We start from the raw sequence: 17,791 nt of genomic DNA, 5'->3' as shown, positions 1-17,791 counted from the left end.
GTCAAACCTCGTCGCTTCCGGACCTGAAGCTGCGCCGTGCGAAATTCTTCAATGATTTGTACTGTGCATGGGGTTGTTTTCGCAGTTTTTGTTGAGGGCTTTCTTTTCCCTCAGCTCATGGTTCGAGACGCGCCGTAAGGCGGCGCTCCTCACCATGAGGGTCCAGGGGATTTCGCCGCGAACACCAGCCTCATCCTGAGGAGCGCGCCCTTGCGCGCGTCTCGAAGGATGGCCGCAAACCGAGATGCCGACCGCTAGCCCCGCACCCTCTTGATCATCTGCTCGACATGGGCGATCGGCGTCTCCGGCTGGATGCCGTGGCCGAGATTGAAGATCAGCCGACCGGCAGCGAAATTGGCCAGCACGTTGTCGACCGCGCCGTCGAGCGCGGCGCCGCCGGTGATCAGCACCAGCGGGTCGAGATTGCCCTGCACGGCGACCTTGCTTTGCACGCGCTCGCGGATGAAGGCCGGCTCCGCGGTCCAGTCGATGCTGACGCCGTTGACGCCGGTGGCCTCGACGTACCCCGGCAATTGCGCAGCAGCACCGCGTGGAAAGCCGATGATCTTCGCATCCGGCACCTTCGCGCGCACGCCCTCGACGATGCGCCGCGTCGGCTCGACCGACCATCGCACGAATTCGGTCGGCGGCAGCACGCCGGCCCAGGTGTCGAAGATCTGCAAGGCATCGGCACCGGCGGCGAGCTGCGCCAGCAGATACTCGATCGAGCTGTCGACCAGTACGTCGATGATTTTCGAGAATGCGTCCGGATGCCGGTAGGCCATCATCCGCGCCGGGGCCTGGTCGGGCGTGCCGTGGCCCGCGATCATGTAGGTCGCCACCGTCCACGGCGCGCCGCAGAAGCCGATCAGCGCGGTCCTGGGATCGAGCGCGCTACGCACGATCTTCAGGGCGTCGAACACCGGTTGAAGCTTGCCGAGATCGGCGTGCGGCGCCAACGTCGCGACCTTGGCGGGATCATCGAGCGGCTCGAGCCGCGGGCCTTCGCCGACCTCGAAGCGCACCGAGCGGCCGAGCGCATAGGGGATCACGAGAATGTCGGAGAAGATGATCGCCGCATCGAAGCCGAACCTGCGGATCGGCTGCAATGTCACCTCGGCGGCAAGCTCCGGGTTGAAGCAGAGATCGAGGAAGCCGCCGGCCTTGGCGCGCACCTCGCGATATTCCGGCAGGTAGCGGCCGGCCTGTCGCATCATCCACATGGGCGGGACGTGCTGGCGCTGGCCGGAGAGCACGTCGATGAAGGGCTTTTTTGCAGGCTGGGGCACGAATGGTCCTGAACGAGGTTATGGCTCCTGATACACCGCCCCGGCGCTGAGCGGAACAGGGGAACCAGCGCAATCGGGTCGCGTTGACCAGCCAAAGGAGGAGATCATGGCTGAGAGATTCAATCCCGCCCCGCACGACAAGCACGCCGACGATCTGCGTGAGGCGCTTGCCGCCGATCGTCATGCCAAGCTCGATACCGGTCTGGAAGACACCTTCCCCGCGTCCGATCCCGTCAGCGCCACGCAGCCGACGCCGTCCAAGGCCGATGCGGAGGCAGATAGCCCCTCGCTCTGGGACAAGGTGAAGGCGATCTTCAGCTAGCGGCGAGGGCCGCCGGATTCCGATAGGCTCGCTAAGGCCTTGTTAGCGATGTGCCGATCCCGGCGTCCGTAAGACTACTGGAAAGCGGGGAGATAGCCGCGTATTCCGGTAGTGATTTCAGAGTTCACTAAGAGAAGCGGCAGAGTTTCCGAAACGATCGGAGAAATTCTGCCGCATGAGCGCCGCTACCCAAAGAGCCGGATGGAGCCGCCTGCCGCTGCGTGCGGCGGCGTTCGTCGTGCTGACCTGCGCGACCATCCTCGGCGTCAGCGCCTGGCGCGAGTGGGCCGCGCGCGATGCGGTGCTCAGGGGCGCCGAGACCGAGATGGCGAACGTTGCGCGCTCGCTGACGCAGCACGCCGAGGACAGCCTCGACCTCCTGGATTCCGGCATCGTTGGCGTCGTCAGCCGTCTGGAGATGGATGGCACCGACCCCACCACGATTGCCAAGCTCGGAAACCTCCTGGAAGCCCGGGCGAAGTCGGTCGAACGCATCCACAGCCTCGCCATCATCGACGACCAGGGCAAAAGGCTGACCTCGCCTGGGACGATCGGCTCGACGTTCAGCGACGACGCGTTCTTCCGCCAGCACCAGCTCTCGCCGAAGCGCGAGCCCCATTTCGGACGCCCGGTGAAGAGCCTGATCGACGGCGAATGGGTCGTCACCGTGTCGCGCCGCTTCAACAAGCTGGACGGCAGCTTCGGCGGCGTGGTGCTCGCGACCATCAGCTCCGGATATCTGTCGCATTTCTACGAGCAGTTCGAGATCGGCCGTAACAGCTCCGTGGCGCTGACGCATGGCGACGGCCTGATCGTGGCGCGCTATCCGAGCAACGAGAAATTCGTCGGACGCAGCGTCGCTGACAAGCCGTTGTTTCGCAACCCGAGCCTGCAGGGACCGAGCGGCGCCTATCACTTCAAGTCACCGCTGGACGGCGCCGAGCGCGTCAGCTTCTTCAAGCGCAGCGCGCGTTATCCGCTCATCATGCTCGCCACCGTCGACAGGGACGAATTGCTGGCCCCGTGGCGCGCCGCTGCGATCTCCCGCATGCTCTACGTGCTTGCGCTGGTCATGCTGATCGCGATCATCGGCGCGGTGCTGGTGCGGCAGTTGCAGCGCGGGCAGCGCATGGCGGCCGCCCTGGTCGAGAAGGAAGCGCATTTCCGCCTGCTTGCCGAAGGCTCCAGCGACATGGTGACCCGGATCGGGCTCGACGAGCGGCTGCGCTATGTTTCGCCGTCGTCGGTCCGTGTCGTCGGCTGGCGGGCCAATCAACTGATGGGTACGCCCGCGCTCGCCGGCATTCATGCCGACGACCTGCCGCAGGTCCAGGCCCTCGTCGACGCCATGAAGCGCGGCGAGAAGGAGGAGGCGCGCGTCACCTACCGCAACTCGCACCGGCAGAAAGGCGAAGTCTGGCTCGAATCGACGATGCGGGTAACGCGCAAGGACAACGGCCGTGTCGATGGCGTGGTCGCGATCTCGCGCGACATCACCGAGCACAAGCAGCTCGAAACCCGGCTCGAGACGCTTGCGATCGAGGACAGCCTCACCGGGCTTGCCAACCGCCGCCGCTTCGACGAGCGGCTGAAGGAGGAATGGGCGCGGGCCTATCGCGACCGCTCCAGCCTCGCTTTGCTGATGATCGACGTCGACCACTTCAAGGCCTACAACGACGAATACGGTCATCCCGCCGGCGACGCCTGCCTGCGCGTGATCGCCAGGATCCTCGCGGCCGAGATGCAGCGCGCCGGCGATCTGGCCGCGCGCTACGGCGGCGAGGAATTCGCCATGCTGCTGCCGAACACCGATGCCGGCGGCTGCGCCCGGATCGGCGAACGGATCCGCGAGGCCATTCACCGGCAGGGCCTCGTCCACGCCTCGAGCCCGATTTCGAAACGCGTGAGCGCCTCGCTTGGCGGCGCGGCCTGCCGGCCGACCTTCGAGCGAACCGCAGGAGTTGCGTCGCTGGTGGAGGCCGCCGATCGCGCGCTCTACGCCGCCAAGGATGCCGGCCGCGACCGCCTGATGATGTCCGGCGAGCTCATGACCCTGCTGCCCAGGGCGTCGGGACAGTAAGAGCTGGCCGACCTGAGAGCCATCGTGTCCCGGACGCGACGCAGCGTGAAACGATGCGGCGCTGAGCCGGGACCCAGCGCATGTCTTGCCGCGATAATGGGCCCCGGTTCAGCAGCGCATCGCAAAGCGCGCTGCGCTGCGCCCGGGGCACGAGAATTCAATAATGCGGCGGGCGCTCGTTGGCGGGGCCCGGCGCATGGGCCTCGGCCTCCTGCAGCCGCTCGCCGAGCTCTGCGATCTTCCGCGTCAGCGCGTCGATCTGCTTCCACTGCGCGGTGATGGTCTGGTTCAGCGTCTCGATGGCGTCGTCCTGATAGGCGATGCGCATCTCCAGCGTGTCGATGCGCTCGCTCATCGTCTTGATCTCATTCGTCACGTGCCGCGTCCTTGTCCCGTTCCCGCAAACCGTGGCCGAGCGCAACGCGCTCGTCGAACACAAAACATTCGCCGCGCCAGCGGCTCTGCGCCTCCGGCACCACTTCCAGGTATTTCAGGATGCCGCCCTTGAGGTGATAGACCTCGGCAAAGCCGTGGGCGAGCAGGTGCGCGCTGGCCTTCTCGCAGCGGATGCCGCCGGTGCAGAACATCGCGATCCTGCGGTGTTTTGCCGGATCGAGTCTTTGCGCGGCAAACTCCTTGAACTGGCCAAAGTTCTTGATGTCAGGGTCGACCGCGCCCTCGAACGTGCCCATCGCCACCTCGAAGGCGTTGCGGGTGTCGAGCACCAGCGTGTCGGGGGCTGCGATCAGCGCGTTCCATTCGCGCGCATCGACATAGGTGCCGACCTGGCGCGTCGGATCGGCGGCCGCATCGCCCAGCGTGACGATCTCCTTCTTCAGCCGCACCTTGAGCCGGCCGAATGGCATCGCCTCCGCAGTCGAGAACTTCAATTCGAGATTGTTCAGCCGGCCGCCGAACAGGGCGCCGTGTGCGAGCTCGTGGGCGAACGTGTCGATCGCCTCGGCTGCGCCCGCGATGGTGCCGTTGATGCCCTCCGCGGCCAGCAGCACGCTGCCCTTCAGCGCAAGGCCGGCGCAGAACGCGCGCAGCGGCTCACGCAGCTCGCGGTAATTGGGCAGGGCGGCAAACTGATAGAAGGCGCAGACCTTGTAAGTCATGCCGCCCGTTTAGCAGGCGCCCGGCGCTCAGAAAACCCGCATGGCCGAAGGTTAATTCCCGTCTATACGCCCAGCGGATGGCAGCCATTTCCCTGGTATGCCAGCATTGCCCGGATGGGCCGGAATGTGCCATGTAGACCCGGTTTTTCCGAGACGGCGCGGCGCGCGCATCCACGGCCAAGAAAGCCTCAAGAAAGCCTAACGAGAGCAAAAATTCGATGAGAAACTTCCATTTCCCCGGCAGGTCCACGGTCCACGCCACCAACGCCATGGTTGCGACCTCGCATCCGCAGGCCTCGCTGGCCGCGATCGAGGTGCTGCGCGAGGGCGGCACGGCGGTGGACGCGGCGGTCGCCGGCTCGGCCGTGCTCGGCGTGATCGAGCCGCAATCGACCGGCATCGGCGGCGACTGCTTCGCGCTGATCCAGCCGCGCGGCGAAGGCAAGATCATCGCCTATAACGGCTCCGGCCGCGCCCCGAAGGCGGCGAATGCCGACTGGTACCTCGAGCGCAAGATCAACTCCGTGCCGCTGACCTCGGCGCATGCGGTCTCGATCCCCGGCGTGATCGACGCTTTTGCGACCGTGCTGCGCGATCACGGCAAGTTCGGCTTCGACCGCCTGCTCCAGCCCGCGATCAAGGCGGCCGAGGAAGGCTATGTCGTCGCCCCGCGCATCGCCTTCGACTGGAAGAACCAGTTCGAGAAGCTGAAGAATGGCACCAACACCGTGCGTTACCTGCTGCCGGGCGGCAAGCCGCCGGTGGCCGGCGACGTCCTCCGCCAGGCCGAGCTCGGCAAGACGCTGCGCGCCATCGCCAAGGACGGCCGCGACGCCTTCTACAAGGGTGCGATCGCGGAGGACATGGTCGAGACCCTGCGCGGTATCGGCGGCCTGCACACGCTCGACGATTTCGCCGCGCACACGACCGAAGTCACCACGCCGATCGGCACCATGTACAAGGGCCACGACGTCTGGCAGTGCCCGCCGAACGGCCCGGGCGTCACCGCGCTCCTGATGCTCAACATCCTGTCGCGCTTCGACTTGACCAAGTACGCACCCGTGAGCGTCGAGCGCTTCCATCTCGAGGCGGAAGCCGCGCGCATCGCCTACATGAATCGCGAGATGCACGTTGCCTCGCCTGCGCACATGAAGATCAACGTCGCCGAGATGCTGGAGAAGGGTTTTGCCGACGAGTACATCAGCAAGATCCGCATGGACGGCATGCTCGACCTGCCCAATGTCGCACCGCCGATGAATCCCTCGACCATCTACATCACGGTGGTGGACAAGGACCGCAACGTCTGCTCGTTCATCAACTCGGTCGCGCATTCCTTCGGCTCGGCGATCGTCTCCGACAAGACCGGCGTGCTGTTCCAGAACCGCGCCGGCGGTTTCCGCATCCAGCCGGGCCATCCCAACTGCATCGAAGGCGGCAAGCGCCCGCTGCACACGATCATGCCGGGCCTGCTCACCAAGGGCGGTCGTTCCACGATGTCGTTCGCGGTGATGGGCGGCCAGTACCAGCCGACCGGCCAGACTCATCTGCTGACCAACATCCTCGACTATGGCTGCGACGTGCAGGAGGCGATCGACATGCCGCGCGGCCTGCACTACGAGGGCCAGTACCAGCTCGAGGACAGCGTTCCCGCCGACGTCGTCGAAGGCCTGAAGAAGCTCGGCCACAAGACTACCAGCGTGGTCGGCCCGCTCGGCGGCGCCCAGGCGATCTGGATCGACTGGGAGAAGGGCACGCTCACCGGTGGTTCCGATCCGCGCAAGGACGGCTGCGCGCTGGGTTATTGATCGGGCTGCGAGACAGGTTCTTCGCAGACGATCAGGAAAAGTTGACGGAGGGCGGCGCGGCATCTGCTGCGCCGCCCTTTCTCATTCGGAACGGGACTCATTGCTCCCAGTTAAGGGCGGAGCGGCGCAGGTGTGCGCTGCTTGATTCGAACGCGGCGGAGGCCGTTCATGCCCGACAACTCGAGTTCCAGACCGTCCGGCTTCGACCGACGCGCCTTCATGGCCGGTGCTGCCGGCAGCGCGCTCGTTCCGATTACGGCGCGCGCTGCTGCCTCGCAGGACCCACGCGCGCCGGCGATGCAGGATCCATCAGTGCCGGTCGACGTCACGCTGCATGTGAACGGCAAGGATCGGCGTCTGCGCATCGATGCGCGCACGACCGTGCTCGATGCACTTCGCGAGCATATGGGCCTCACCGGCAGCAAGAAAGGCTGCGATCACGGCCAGTGCGGCGCCTGCACGGTGCTGATCGGTGACCGCCGCGTCGTGTCGTGCCTGACGCTGGCGCTCGCAGCCGAAGGGCTGGAGATCGCGACGATCGAAGGCCTCGCCACCGATGATCGCCTGCACCCGATGCAGCAGGCGTTCGTCGACAATGATGCGTTCCAATGCGGTTATTGCACGCCCGGCCAGATCATGTCGGCGATTGCTTGCGTGAAGGAAGGCCATGCCGGCTCCGAGGCCGATATCCGCGAATATATGAGCGGGAACATCTGCCGATGTGCCGCCTATCCCAACATCGTCGCGGCCGTGAAGCAGGCGGCGCCCGAGATCTTGAAAGGCTAGCCGCATGCGACCCTTCCTGTATCAGAGGGCGACGGACCCTGACATGGCCGTCCAGGCGCTGAGCGCAGCCGCCGCGCAGCCGCTCGCCGGCGGCACAACGCTGATCGACCTGATGAAGCTCGACGTGATGCGGCCGACCGCGATCGTCGACATCAATCCGCTCGCGCGTGGCTGGTCGGCGATCGAGCCTGGCCGTGAGAACCTTCGGCTCGGCGCGCTCGCAAAAATGTCCGACGTCGCTGCGCATGATGAGATCCAGCGCAATTATCCTGTCATCGCCAATTCGCTGAAGCTCGCCGCCAGCGCCCAGCTGCGCAACATGGCAACGCTCGGCGGCAACGTGATGCAGCGGACGCGCTGCAGCTATTTTCGCGATGTCTCCTACGAGAACTGCAACAAGCGCAATCCTGGCTCGGGTTGCGCGGCGATGGACGGCGTCAACCGCATGCATGCGGTGCTCGGCGTTTCCGACCAGTGCATCGCGACCTATCCCGGCGATTTCGCCCAGGCCCTGATCGCGCTGGATGCGAAGGTCGAGATCACGGGCAAGTCCGGCAGCCGCAGCATGCCCTTCGCAGAGCTGCACAAGGCGCCGGGCAATTCGCCAGACATCGAGACCACGCTTCAGCCGGGCGAGTTGATCTCGGCCTTTACTGTCTCCGGCCGCTGGCCGCGTTCGGTCTATCTCAAGGCGCGGGATCGGCAGTCCTACGAATTCGCCTTGTCGTCCGCCGCGATCGCTCTCGACGTGCAGGATGGCACGATCCGGGACGCACGGGTCGCGCTCGGCGGCGTTGCCACGGTCCCCTGGCGCGCCCGCGAGGCGGAGGCGCTGCTGAAGGGGCAGAGATTCGACGACGGCCTGGCGCAGCGCGCTGCCGATGCCGCCTTTGCAGACGCGCGCGGCCGCCGGCACAACAGCTTCAAGATCGCGCTCGGCAAGCGCGTGGTGGCACGCGCGCTCCAGCAGGCCGTAACGATGGAGATATGACCATGACCGCTGCAGCTCCCGAGCCGAAGGCGAATATGGGCCAGGCCGTGCCGCGTTATGACGCGCGCTCGAAGGTCACGGGGCGGGCGACCTACGCGTCCGACATGCCGCTGGCCAATCCGGCCTACGCGTTCCTCGTCACCAGCGCGATCGCCAAGGGCCGCATCGACAGATTCGATCTCGAGGACGCGAGGGCCGTGCGCGGCGTGATCGACATCGTTACGCACGAGAATGCGCCTGATCTGAAGGAGTCGAAACTGTTCAGCAATGGCGGCTACGCCGGGACCACGATCCAGCCGCTGAAGTCGCCCGACATCGCCCATGACGGCCAGATCATCGCGGTCGTCGTCGCCGAAAGCTACGAGGCCGCGCGCGAGGCGGCCAACCGCGTCAAGGTCAGCTATACGGTCGCTACGCCCAGCGCGACCTTCGATTCGCCGGGCACGACGACGGCCGCCGCGAAGGGACAAAATTCGCAGTTCAAGGAAGACCCGAAGGTCGGCGATTTCGCTGGGGCGTTCGAGGCGGCCGAGATAAAGCTCACAGCGGCCTACGATACGCCGACGCAGCACCACAATCCGATGGAGCTGTTCACGACGAGCTGCGCCTGGATCGGCGACGATCTCGTCATCTACGAGCCCAGCCAGTACGTCCATGGCCTGAAGAACGGCGTTGCCGAGCAGCTCGGCATCGACGCCGACAAGGTGCGCGTGGTCAACCCTTATGTCGGCGGCGGCTTTGGCTCGCGCGGCTCGATGACGCCGCGCACCGCAATCATTGCCGGCATCGCCAGGCGGCTGAACCGGCCGATCAAGCTGGTCCCGACCCGCGACCAGGGCTTTACCATCACGACCCACCGCGCCGAGACGCGCCACGAGATCAAGCTCGGCGCCAGCCGCGACGGCAAGCTGGTGGCGCTCAGGCACGAGGGCGCCGAGGTCTCCTCGCGCCCGGACGCCTATTGCGTCGGCGGCACCAAGACGACGACGCGGCTCTATGCCTGCCCGAATGTCGACAGCCTGGTGTCGATCGTGCGTGCCGACCGCAACACCCCGGGCTTCATGCGCTCGCCGCCGGAGGTGCCGTATCTGTTCGCGCTGGAAAGCGCGATGGACGAGCTCGCCGTGAAGCTCGACATGGACCCGGTCGAGCTCCGCCGCATCAATGACACCACTATCGAGCCGATCGGCGGCAAGCCCTATACGTCGCGATCGCTGATGGCATGTTTCGACGAAGCGGCCAAAGCCTTTGGTTGGGCGCAGCGATCGGCTCAGCCGAAATCGATGGCGGAGGGGGACTGGCTGATCGGCTATGGCTGCGCGGCCACCTGCTATCCGACACAGATGGGGCCGGCAGCCGCCCGTGTGCGCCTCCAGCGTGACGGCCGCACCCGGGTCGAGATCGCCGGCCATGAGATCGGCACCGGCGCCTATACGGTCATCGCGCAGACCGCGGCCGAGCGGCTCGGCGTGCCCCTGGAGAAGGTCGCTGTCTTCATCGGCGACAGCGATCTGCCACCGGCGCCCGTTGCAGGCGGTTCGAACTCGACCGCCAGCACCTGCTCGGCGGTGATGATGGTGTGCGACCAGATTCGCCAGCGCCTGTTCAAGGCCGTGATGCCTGACAGTCTCACAGACAAGGCCAAGGAGACTGTTGGCATCAGCCAGGCGCCGACCACCCAGGCCGCGAAGAGCGATCGTCCGCTCGATATCGAGAAGGCCTTCGATGCGCTCGGCGTCGGCGTGGTCGAGGAATATGGCGAGTGGAAGCCGGAGGGCGCGCCGCTGGACTCGTTCAAGGCCATGCACAGTGGGCATGTCCGTCTCGTCGGCGGCCATCAAATGAAGGACAAGATCGCTTACGCCTTCGGTGCCGAATTCGTCGAGGTCAGGGTCAACCGCTTCACGCACGAGATCCGCTGCCCCCGCCTGGTCGGCGCCTTCGCGGCCGGTCGCATCATGAACCCGCGCACGGCGCGCAGCCAGCTGATGGGCGGCCTGATCTGGGGCATGTCCTCGGCACTGCTCGAGGCCACCGAGATCGACGAGCGCAATGCGCGCTACGTCAACGACAATCTTGCCGATTATCTCGTGCCCGTGAATGCGGATGTAGCAGGCGTCGAGGTGATCCTGCTCTCCGAGCAGGACGATCACATCAACCCCGCGGGCGCGAAGGGCCTCGGCGAGCTCGCCAATGTCGGCACCAATGCGGCGATCTGCAATGCGCTCTACCACGCCACCGGTCAGCGCATCCGCAAACTGCCGGTCAGGCTGGAAAATATCGAGGTCTAAAGGGGTGGAAACGGCGACGGCGTTGGGTTAGACACCTCCCGCCTCAAATGGAAGGTGTCTTATGCAGCGTTTCCAGCGCGTGCTCCTCGCTATCATGTCGGCACTCGCGATCACGGTGATCGCCAGCGTGTCCGATTTCGTTTCCACCACGGCCTCGGCCCAGACCGCAGGAAAGACCATGACCACAGCTTCAGGCTTGCAGATCATCGACACCGCCGTCGGCACCGGCGCCTCGCCGCAGCCCGGCCAGACCTGCGTGATGCACTATACCGGCTGGCTCTATGAGAACGGCCAGAAGGGCAAGAAATTCGACTCGTCGGTCGATCGCAAGGAGCCGTTCGAGTTTCCGATCGGCAAGGGCCGCGTGATCGCGGGCTGGGATGAGGGCGTCGCCTCGATGAAGGTCGGCGGCAAGCGCACGCTGATCATTCCGCCGCAGCTCGGCTATGGCGCGCGCGGCGCCGGCGGCGTGATCCCGCCGAACGCAACGCTGATGTTCGACGTGGAATTGCTCGCGGTGAAGTGACGGCGCAGCCGTCATTCCGGGGCGATGCGTTAGCATCGAACCCGGAATCTCGAGATTCCGGGTCTGGTGCTTGCGCACCATCCCGGAATGACGGCATCATGAAAGCACGAACAAAAAGACCGGCCTTGCGGCCGGTCTTTTCGCTTTCAACGCTGCTCGTCACTCCGCGGCGCGGCGTGCGGCAGCCGCGGCGCGATCGATCGCGTCCTTCGCGGCGTCCTTGGCATCGCCCATGGCCTGCTGGCCCTTGCCCTTGACCTCCTGGACCGCGCCTTCGCCCTTCATGCGGTCGGAGCCGGTGGCTTCACCGACGCCCTGCTTGGCCTTGCCGATCGTCTCGTTGGCGGTGCCCTTGATCTTGTCGGTCGTGCTGCCCATGAAACTCTCCTTCCATTTTGCGCGCGAGGACAACGTCAGGCGGCTACGAGGGTTCCGATTTTGGTATGGCTTGCGGATGCGGCTTTAGGTTACTTTGCCGCGCACGGAACCAACAGAAAGCAAGTCCCATGACCGGCCATGATCATTCGCATTCCCACCATGACCACGATCACGACGATCGCTGGAAGCATGACGGCGTGCGCGTCATTCCCGGCAACCAGCTCGATACCAACGTGCCGTCGACGGCAGGCATGGACCGTGCCGCAGCCATCAATTTCGCGCGCGTCGGCGCGCAGAAATTGTGGGCCGGCACTGTCAGCATCAAGCCCGACGCCAAGACCGGCGCGCATCATCACGGTCATCTCGAAAGCGTCATCTATGTCGTGAAGGGCAAGGCGCGGATGCGCTGGGGCGAGAAGCTGCAGTTCACCGCGGAGGCCGGCCCCGGCGATTTCATTTTCGTTCCGCCCTACGTGCCGCACCAGGAGATCAACGCCAGCCCCGACGAGGTGCTGGAATGCGTGCTGGTGCGCAGCGACGGCGAGGCGGTGGCGATCAACCTCGACATCGAGCCGGTCGAGAAGCCCGAGACCGTGCTGTGGATCGACCCGGTGCACCGGGACCCCAACGAGAAGAAGTAAGGCCTGGCTGAAAGCCTGCCGGTTCTGTGCGACAGAATCCCGCAGGCAGAGCCTGAAAAAATTATCCGGAAGCCGTGTCGGATGGCTGTCGGCCCGTCCGTCCTTGGGCAGAACCCCGCCCAAGGAGCTTCCGATGCCCAAGATGATCTTCGTCAATTTGCCGGTGACCGACCTCAAGCGCGCCACCGCTTTCTATGAGGCGGTCGGCGCGGTCAGGAACCCGCAATTTTCCGACGAGACGGCGAGCTGCATGGTCTTCTCCGAGACCATTTTCGCCATGCTGCTGACCCACGACAAGTTTCGTCAGTTCACGCCGAAGCCGATCTCGGATGCCAGGATATCGAACCAGGTGCTGTTCTGCCTCTCGGCGGACAGCCGCGACGAGGTCGACGAGATCGTCGGCAAGGCGGAGGCAGCGGGCGGGGTGGCCGATCCCGGCCCGAAGGACGAATACAGCTTCATGTACGGCCGCAGCTTCGAGGATCCGGATGGCCACATGTGGGGCGTGAACTGGATGGACCTCGCGGCCTTCGCCGCGCAGTCCGACATGGCGCACGCCTGATCGAAACCCAGCCAGCCGAAGAGGAGCATTCACGATGTCCAAGCTCGTGCCCTGCATGTGGTTCAACGGCGATGCCGAGGAAGCCGCGAAGTTCTACACCTCGCTGGTGCCGAATTCCGAGATCACGCACGTTCAGCGCAATGTTTCGGACGGCCCGTCCGGCAAGACGGGCTCCGTGCTCGTGGTCGAGTTCACGGTGGCCGGGCAGCCCCTGGTCGCGCTCAACGGCGGCATGAAGATGGAGTACACCCACGCGATCTCGCTGATGATCCATTGCGACGACCAGGCCCAGGTCGACAGCGTCTGGAGCGCGTTCCTCGCCCATGGCGGCAAGGTGGAGCAGTGCGGCTGGCTCAGGGATCGCTGGGGCGTGGCCTGGCAGGTGGTGCCGAAGGTGATGTTCGAGTTCCTGTCGAGCCCCGACAAGGCCGCGGCCGCGCGTGCGATGCAGGCCATGATGAAGATGGTGAAGCTGGACGTCGAGGTGTTGCGGCGCGCGTTCGAGGGCAAGACGGCGGCGTGAGGGCAGCATAGGTGCCGTAGGGTGGGTTAGCCGAAGGCGTAACCCACCACTTCTGTGACCGCGGACATGAAAGAGGTGGGTTACGCTTCGCTAACCCACCCTACGAGACCGGGCTAAGAGACTGTGCTCGGCGGCTAGTAGTTGATCCTCAACCCCACGCCGCCGTGGATGGTGTTGCCGACCGGCTGCGGACCCAGCGTGCCGTTGGCGAACAGGTCCACGATCCAGCCCTTCTGCACGCGGAAGCCGAGGCGGCCGCCATATTCGAACCAGCCCTGGTTGCCCATGGTCGGCACCACCGTGCCGTTGCCGGTCACCGTCGCGACGATGCCGCTATGGCTGGCGAACGACTGCACCCAGCCGCCGTTGATGTTGGCCTCGATGTTGCTGCCGTAGAGATGCGTCCACTGGCCGCCGATCTTGACGAGGCTGGTGCGGTCGGTGCCGGTCGCGATGCTGGCGTCGAATGGATTGAACGCCACCGCACTGTCGCTATAGCCGGAGACGCGTTGCCAGAGCTGCCAGACCTCGATCGAGGCTGCGACCTCGTCGCGCGGTGACACGCGGCTCATCCAGCCGGCACGGCCATAGACCGCGTAGTTCGAAGCGTTGGTCGAGCTCGTGACGCTGACCGGGCCGAGGCTGGTGTTATAGCTGCGGGTGTAACGCGCCTTCTCCCACGGCGTCAGGATCGTGCCGATATCGAAGAACGGGCGCGAGGAACCCCAATCGGTAAAGTCATAGCGCAGCGCGAAGGCGCCGATCGGCGCGCTGGTGATCTTGTAGCCGCCCTCGTTGTATTGGGTGTAGGCGATGCCGGCGAGCAGCGACAGATTGTTGGTCAGCTCCTTGCGGCCGTGAATGCCGGCCGAGAACGAGCCGGCCGAGCCGAACGCGCTGATGCAGTCGCTGCAATTGACCTGCTCGTTGACGCCGAGCAGCACCGTGCCGAGCACCCGGTTGGTGATCATCTGGTTGAAGCGCTGATTGGCGAGGCCACCGATCGAATTGCCGCTGGAATCCGCGCCGGTCGGGCCCGGCGGTGCAGACGGGCTCGGCGAGGGCGACGGATAGGGGTTCGGTGATGGCGAGGGAGAAGGTATCGGCGTTGGTGTGGGTGTCGGCGTCGATATGGGCGTGGGTGTCGGCGTCGGGGACGGCGAGTACGTCGGCGACGGGTAGGGATTCGGCTCGCCGCATTCGGACCCGCACTCAGCCGACTGCGCAGCCGCGGGCCGCGCGTTGAACGCGACAAGCGAAAACGCAGCGGCTGCCGTCAGTGCAGCGGCGAGGATGAGGCTCCTGACGTTGAACTTCGCCATCGTCAGCGTCCGCACAGCATGCCGTCGTCATGGACGGCGGGCGTGATGGTCGGCGAAGCGTCGGCGTACTGGTTGACCGAGCATAGTCCGGCATTCGCGGCGCAGTTGGCCGCGAAGGTCCAGGGCGGCGTGTTGGTCTTGGTGATGGAGACCTTGCCGCCGGTCGAGGTGATGATTGCGGTGTCACCGGGCTGAGTGAGCTGCACGCATTGGAAGCTCAGCGTGCAGACGCTCGCGGCGCCATCCTGAAGCACGACGACGGAGCGGCCGCGCTGGGAGAGGATGTCGAGCGTGGTGCCGCGCACGCCGATGGTCGCGAGCGGCGTCGTGATCTTGTAGGCGGTCTTGTCGGAATGTCCGGTGACGAAGCGGAATGCGCCCGTCGTCATCCGGATCGCAACGGCGCGATAGCTGCGCTCGTCGTTGAAGACGGTGCGGTCGAGCTTCAGCGTCGCGCTCGGGCCGAGCGACAGATTGGTGCTGTCGGCCATCACGAAGCGCGCCGCGCTGTCGGCGCCGGTGCGCACGGTCTCGTCGCGCAGCATGCTGTCGCCGACGCTGATCGGCGTCGTGGTCGCGGCCACCCGCACCACCTCGTTCTGAATCACGACGGCTTCGCCGACGCGTGTCTGCGCCTGCGCGCAAGGCGCGGCGCACAATGCGGACGTGAACAGTGTAAGGAAAAGCCAGAAACGCAAATTCATTTCGCAACCGATCGATGTGTCCCTGATCGTACCGGATCGCGCGCGCTTCTGATGTGGCGGAATTATCACAAGCGGCGCAGGACGTGCGTCATGCTTAGTGACAGCTGCGGCAGAATGCGTTCAATGACGAGAGCCAATTTATTTTTCTCCGCGGTGAAGCCGATTTGCCACGTAAAACAGCCCCACAAGAGACGCTGGAATTGCCTGCGGTTCCGAAGGTGTCGCGGAGCGCAGCAATTGCTGTCGCGATTTTCCTGCTCGCGCATCTGGCGCTGCTGATCGGACTCACCACGCCGGATAAATTCGTCTTCGACGAGGTGCATTACGTGCCGGCGGCGCGCCAGATGCTGGCGCCGGTGATGTCGCAGCCGATGCTCAATCCGATGCATCCGCCGCTGGCCAAGGAGCTGATCGCGGCGTCGATCGCGACCTTCGGTGACAACGCGTTTGCCTGGCGCTATCCCGGGGCATTGTTTGGCGCACTCGCCATCGTCGCGATCTATCTGTGCGGCCTCGCGCTGTTCGCGGCGCAGGGGCCGGCGATCGCCGCCGCGCTGATCGCGGCCTTCAACCAGATGCTCTACGTGCAGGCGCGCGTCGCGATGCTCGACATCTATGCGCTCGGTTTCGGTCTGCTCGCGACCGCGGCCTTCCTGCATGGCTTTCGCAAAGAGCGGCCGCACGCACTGTTCGCGGTGGCGGGCTGCCTGTTCGGCCTTGCCGCAGCCTGCAAATGGAGCGGCCTGTTTTCGCTCGGCGTCTGCATCGTCATCATTGGCGTGATCCGCCTGATGCAGAGCTGGCGCACGCTGTTCGCCGACGCAAAGCCGGACGATTGGTATCGGCCCGACCTCTGGCCGGACTTCAAGGCGCTCCATGTCGCGCTTTGCTTCGCCGTGCTTCCCGCAATGACCTATCTCGCCGCGTTCGTCCCGCTCTATGGATTGTCGCTGCCGGATCTGGTCGAGGCGCAGCGCCGGATTTTTGCCGACAACACCACCACCGCGATCGCCGGCCATACCTATATGAGCGCGTGGCCGTCCTGGCCGTTGCTCGCGCGTCCGGTGTGGTTCCTGTTCGACAAGACGGCGGAGGACAACGTCTCCGCGATCGTCTTCCTCGGCAATCCGCTGGTGGCGTGGCCGGCACTGCTCGCGCTCGCGGTCGTGCTGCGCGATTTCGTCGTCGCACGCCGCCGGGACGCGTTCCTGATCGCGGCGTTTTACTTCGGGCCCTGGCTTGCCTGGGCGTTGCTGCCGCGCACGCTGGGGTTCATCTACTACTACCTGCCGGCCGCGACCGCAGCTTCCCTCGCACTGGTCTACGTGCTGCGCCGGGGCGGCATGCCGCGCTGGCTGCTGTGGGCCTATGTCGGCGTCGCCGCGATCAGCTTTGTGGTCATGCTGCCGGTCTCGGCGGCCTTCATCGGCACGTCGATGCAGCATTTCAATCGGCTGATGCTGTTCCAGAGCTGGATATGACATCGCCGCCTGCCGGGGTGCGGCAGGCGGCGTGTTTCGCGCGACGGTTCGAAATCATTTCGACGCGGTCTTGGTGTCCATGTTCACGACCTGGACGCGGCGGTTGATCGGGTCGGCGCCGTTGGCGGTATCCTTCAGCTTGGTCTTGCCGTAGCCGACGGTGACGAGATCGGTGCCGTTGAGGCCGTAGTTCTGCACCAGATACTTCTTGATGGTGTCGGCGCGCCGTTCGGAGAGGCCTTGATTGTACTCTTCGCCGCCGATCGTATCGGTGTGACCGGCGACCACGAAGGTCGAGCCCTTCAGCGCCGGATCGGACAGCGCCTTGCCGAGCGCCTGCACCGACGGCACCGAGGTCTTGGCGATGTCGGCCGAGTTGTAGTCGAACTGGATCTCCAGATCGATCTTCGGCTTGGTCGCGGCTAACTCGGCGATCTGCTCGCGCTCGCCCATCGAGAGCGACCGGGTCGAGCGGTTGCGCACTGTGTTCAGGAACGTCGCTTCCTTGGCCTGCGCAGTCGGATCGGCCTGCGGACCAACGGACAGGCCGCGGGTCACCGGCTTCGGCTTCAGCGCGTCCACGATCTGGCTGGCGGAGAAATTGTTGTCGCCGGCCAGTGCAAAGCTCGCCGTCATCGACAGCGCTGCGGTAAGAGTGATCGCCTTCAGTCCAAAAAACTTATCAAAACGGGTCATTGTCGTATCCTCGCTGTAACGCCTGATGGCGATTTGATGCTGCGAGCATAGGGGAGGTTCAAAGGCCGAAGTGTGACCCTGGTCACGGTAGAAGTGGAGGTTTCCGAGGCCATCCTGGCGCAATTTTGCGGGTTTCTGCCGCATGATGGCCCAGCCGTGCGGTCCGGTCCAAGGGGACGCGAGCGCGGGAAGAGGAGTTGGTCGCATCCTTCCCGGCGCGGGTTCGAGCTGCGGTTGTCCTGGCGTGACCCAGCTCACCATGGATAGCCGCCACGA

18 protein-coding genes are annotated in these 17,791 nt (G+C 65.2%); 11 read left to right on the top strand and 7 right to left on the bottom strand.

Going from position 1 to position 17,791, the window contains the following annotated elements; genetic code table 11:
* Positions 1 to 254 precede the first annotated feature (254 nt).
* Positions 255 to 1,289, bottom strand: a complete 1,035-nt coding sequence (gene hemE, locus ACVJ19_RS41300) for a uroporphyrinogen decarboxylase (RefSeq protein WP_453954791.1) — start codon at positions 1,287 to 1,289, stop codon at positions 255 to 257.
* 106 nt (positions 1,290 to 1,395) lie between these two features.
* On the opposite strand from hemE, the gene ACVJ19_RS41295 reads away from it, so the two are divergent.
* Together ACVJ19_RS41295 and ACVJ19_RS41290 are read left to right on the top strand one after the other, a co-directional pair.
* Complete coding sequence (locus ACVJ19_RS41295) at positions 1,396 to 1,611, top strand: hypothetical protein (RefSeq protein ID WP_453954790.1); 216 nt, start codon at positions 1,396 to 1,398, stop codon at positions 1,609 to 1,611.
* Positions 1,612 to 1,786: 175 nt separating this feature from the next.
* On the top strand, positions 1,787 to 3,691 hold the full coding sequence (locus ACVJ19_RS41290) for a sensor domain-containing diguanylate cyclase (protein ID WP_453954789.1): 1,905 nt from the start codon (positions 1,787 to 1,789) through the stop codon (positions 3,689 to 3,691).
* 157 nt (positions 3,692 to 3,848) lie between these two features.
* Here the strand turns inward: ACVJ19_RS41290 and ACVJ19_RS41285 are convergent, their stop codons facing one another.
* Positions 3,849 to 4,067 carry a SlyX family protein gene (locus ACVJ19_RS41285; RefSeq protein WP_453954788.1) on the bottom strand — a complete coding sequence of 73 codons (219 nt, stop codon included), beginning with the start codon at positions 4,065 to 4,067 and terminating at the stop codon, positions 3,849 to 3,851.
* Positions 4,057 to 4,809 carry an oxygen-dependent tRNA uridine(34) hydroxylase TrhO gene (trhO, locus tag ACVJ19_RS41280; RefSeq protein WP_453954787.1) on the bottom strand — a complete coding sequence of 251 codons (753 nt, stop codon included), beginning with the start codon at positions 4,807 to 4,809 and terminating at the stop codon, positions 4,057 to 4,059. Before trhO ends, ACVJ19_RS41285 begins: the two co-directional genes overlap by 11 nt.
* A gap of 218 nt (positions 4,810 to 5,027) precedes the next feature.
* Between trhO and ggt the strand changes: the two genes are divergently transcribed.
* The 5 genes from ggt to ACVJ19_RS41255 all read left to right on the top strand — a co-directional run bounded on the left by ggt (position 5,028) and on the right by ACVJ19_RS41255 (position 11,208).
* Entirely contained in the window at positions 5,028 to 6,614 is a 1,587-nt protein-coding gene (gene ggt / locus ACVJ19_RS41275) for a gamma-glutamyltransferase (protein WP_453954786.1), read from the top strand.
* Between the two features lie 219 nt (positions 6,615 to 6,833).
* The gene (locus ACVJ19_RS41270; RefSeq protein WP_453955312.1) at positions 6,834 to 7,400 is read left to right on the top strand and encodes a (2Fe-2S)-binding protein; all 567 of its coding nucleotides are present in this window, start codon (positions 6,834 to 6,836) and stop codon (positions 7,398 to 7,400) included.
* A 4-nt stretch (positions 7,401 to 7,404) separates the two neighbouring features.
* Entirely contained in the window at positions 7,405 to 8,391 is a 987-nt protein-coding gene (locus ACVJ19_RS41265; RefSeq protein WP_453954785.1) for an FAD binding domain-containing protein, read from the top strand.
* 2 nt (positions 8,392 to 8,393) lie between these two features.
* Entirely contained in the window at positions 8,394 to 10,682 is a 2,289-nt protein-coding gene (locus tag ACVJ19_RS41260; protein ID WP_453954784.1) for a xanthine dehydrogenase family protein molybdopterin-binding subunit, read from the top strand.
* Positions 10,683 to 10,743: 61 nt separating this feature from the next.
* Entirely contained in the window at positions 10,744 to 11,208 is a 465-nt protein-coding gene (locus ACVJ19_RS41255) for an FKBP-type peptidyl-prolyl cis-trans isomerase (RefSeq protein ID WP_453954783.1), read from the top strand.
* Positions 11,209 to 11,367: 159 nt separating this feature from the next.
* On the opposite strand, the gene ACVJ19_RS41250 is transcribed toward ACVJ19_RS41255, so the two are convergent.
* Positions 11,368 to 11,586: a CsbD family protein gene (locus ACVJ19_RS41250; protein WP_453954782.1), complete on the bottom strand. Its 219-nt coding sequence runs from the start codon at positions 11,584 to 11,586 to the stop codon at positions 11,368 to 11,370.
* 128 nt (positions 11,587 to 11,714) lie between these two features.
* Between ACVJ19_RS41250 and ACVJ19_RS41245 the strand changes: the two genes are divergently transcribed.
* The 3 genes from ACVJ19_RS41245 (at position 11,715) to ACVJ19_RS41235 (ending at position 13,312) form a co-directional block, all read left to right on the top strand.
* Complete coding sequence (locus ACVJ19_RS41245; protein WP_008568982.1) at positions 11,715 to 12,227, top strand: cupin domain-containing protein; 513 nt, start codon at positions 11,715 to 11,717, stop codon at positions 12,225 to 12,227.
* 133 nt (positions 12,228 to 12,360) lie between these two features.
* Positions 12,361 to 12,789, top strand: coding sequence for a VOC family protein (locus ACVJ19_RS41240; RefSeq protein WP_453954781.1), 429 nt, complete (start codon positions 12,361 to 12,363; stop codon positions 12,787 to 12,789).
* A 34-nt stretch (positions 12,790 to 12,823) separates the two neighbouring features.
* Entirely contained in the window at positions 12,824 to 13,312 is a 489-nt protein-coding gene (locus ACVJ19_RS41235; protein ID WP_453954780.1) for a VOC family protein, read from the top strand.
* Positions 13,313 to 13,446: 134 nt separating this feature from the next.
* Here ACVJ19_RS41235 and ACVJ19_RS41230 read toward each other — a convergent pair whose 3' ends face one another.
* Both ACVJ19_RS41230 and ACVJ19_RS41225 read right to left on the bottom strand, forming a co-directional pair.
* Entirely contained in the window at positions 13,447 to 14,634 is a 1,188-nt protein-coding gene (locus ACVJ19_RS41230) for a hypothetical protein (RefSeq protein WP_453954779.1), read from the bottom strand.
* Positions 14,635 to 14,636: 2 nt separating this feature from the next.
* Positions 14,637 to 15,338, bottom strand: coding sequence for a FecR family protein (locus ACVJ19_RS41225; protein ID WP_453954778.1), 702 nt, complete (start codon positions 15,336 to 15,338; stop codon positions 14,637 to 14,639).
* A 200-nt stretch (positions 15,339 to 15,538) separates the two neighbouring features.
* Between ACVJ19_RS41225 and ACVJ19_RS41220 the strand changes: the two genes are divergently transcribed.
* Positions 15,539 to 16,819 carry a phospholipid carrier-dependent glycosyltransferase gene (locus tag ACVJ19_RS41220; RefSeq protein ID WP_453954777.1) on the top strand — a complete coding sequence of 427 codons (1,281 nt, stop codon included), beginning with the start codon at positions 15,539 to 15,541 and terminating at the stop codon, positions 16,817 to 16,819.
* Positions 16,820 to 16,873: 54 nt separating this feature from the next.
* On the opposite strand, the gene ACVJ19_RS41215 is transcribed toward ACVJ19_RS41220, so the two are convergent.
* A complete protein-coding gene (locus tag ACVJ19_RS41215) occupies positions 16,874 to 17,515 on the bottom strand; it encodes an OmpA family protein (protein ID WP_453954776.1) in 642 nt (213 codons plus the stop codon).
* Positions 17,516 to 17,791: the final 276 nt, after the last annotated feature.

Source organism: Bradyrhizobium sp. USDA 376 (genome assembly GCF_054063675.1).
Note: the sequence above shows the minus strand (reverse complement) of the source record. Positions and strands in the feature narration are given on the sequence as shown.

Bases quoted from the DNA above. Each gene is read 5' to 3' on its own strand.
- ACVJ19_RS41265 (WP_453954785.1), top strand. From the start codon at position 7,405: ATGCGACCCTTCCTGTATCAGAGGGCGACGGACCCTGACATGGCCGTC.
- ACVJ19_RS41290 (WP_453954789.1), top strand. From the start codon at position 1,787: ATGAGCGCCGCTACCCAAAGAGCCGGATGGAGCCGCCTGCCGCTGCGT.
- ACVJ19_RS41225 (WP_453954778.1), bottom strand. From the start codon at position 15,338: ATGAATTTGCGTTTCTGGCTTTTCCTTACACTGTTCACGTCCGCATTG.
- ACVJ19_RS41250 (WP_453954782.1), bottom strand. From the start codon at position 11,586: ATGGGCAGCACGACCGACAAGATCAAGGGCACCGCCAACGAGACGATC.
- ggt (WP_453954786.1), top strand. From the start codon at position 5,028: ATGAGAAACTTCCATTTCCCCGGCAGGTCCACGGTCCACGCCACCAAC.
- trhO (WP_453954787.1), bottom strand. From the start codon at position 4,809: ATGACTTACAAGGTCTGCGCCTTCTATCAGTTTGCCGCCCTGCCCAAT.
- ACVJ19_RS41255 (WP_453954783.1), top strand. From the start codon at position 10,744: ATGCAGCGTTTCCAGCGCGTGCTCCTCGCTATCATGTCGGCACTCGCG.
- ACVJ19_RS41260 (WP_453954784.1), top strand. From the start codon at position 8,394: ATGACCGCTGCAGCTCCCGAGCCGAAGGCGAATATGGGCCAGGCCGTG.
- ACVJ19_RS41295 (WP_453954790.1), top strand. From the start codon at position 1,396: ATGGCTGAGAGATTCAATCCCGCCCCGCACGACAAGCACGCCGACGAT.
- ACVJ19_RS41215 (WP_453954776.1), bottom strand. From the start codon at position 17,515: ATGACCCGTTTTGATAAGTTTTTTGGACTGAAGGCGATCACTCTTACC.
- ACVJ19_RS41245 (WP_008568982.1), top strand. From the start codon at position 11,715: ATGACCGGCCATGATCATTCGCATTCCCACCATGACCACGATCACGAC.
- ACVJ19_RS41230 (WP_453954779.1), bottom strand. From the start codon at position 14,634: ATGGCGAAGTTCAACGTCAGGAGCCTCATCCTCGCCGCTGCACTGACG.
- ACVJ19_RS41240 (WP_453954781.1), top strand. From the start codon at position 12,361: ATGCCCAAGATGATCTTCGTCAATTTGCCGGTGACCGACCTCAAGCGC.
- ACVJ19_RS41270 (WP_453955312.1), top strand. From the start codon at position 6,834: ATGGCCGGTGCTGCCGGCAGCGCGCTCGTTCCGATTACGGCGCGCGCT.
- ACVJ19_RS41235 (WP_453954780.1), top strand. From the start codon at position 12,824: ATGTCCAAGCTCGTGCCCTGCATGTGGTTCAACGGCGATGCCGAGGAA.